The sequence below is a fragment of the Mesorhizobium sp. WSM4813 genome, assembly GCF_055811555.1.
On sequence record NZ_JBVVQU010000163.1, the window covers coordinates 1 to 458 of the forward strand.

A 458-nucleotide genomic window follows, 5' to 3' on the forward strand; every position below is an offset into this window, starting at 1 on the left:
GAGAGAGCATAGCTCACGGAAGCCCACACCCTGTCTTGACCTTGGCCAGAGGACTCGACCACCTTGTCGCCGGCATTGTCGACATAGTACTCGTCGTTGCCGCCATAGCCGATCATCGTTTGGGCACCGGTTGCCTTAAGTACATCGGCTCCACTGGTGCCGTGGAGAATATCCCCGTCTGGGGGTGGCGTCGTCGGAGGCGGGGTGGTCGGAGGTGGTGGGGTGGTAGTGCTGGTGTTGTGTCGCAGGAAAAAGTCTTGCATCGCCGGAGTGTTGCCGAGCGAGGTTTCGCCGTTCTGCGAGGCCCATTTATAAGCCATGTCAAAGGCAGCATTGGGAACCAGTCTGTCCCAGTGGTCCATCATGGTCTGCATCTGGGAGGTCGTGGGCATGACATATGACCCGCCCGTATTGGTCGCCCAGCCGCCGCCGCCAAACGCCTGATAGACCGGAACGAT

Annotated in this window: 1 pseudogene; it reads right to left on the reverse strand. The window is 59.8% G+C overall.

Going from position 1 to position 458, the window contains the following annotated elements:
- Positions 1 to 458 (reverse strand): annotated as a pseudogene (locus AC0L25_RS32510) (calcium-binding protein); the annotation flags it as partial.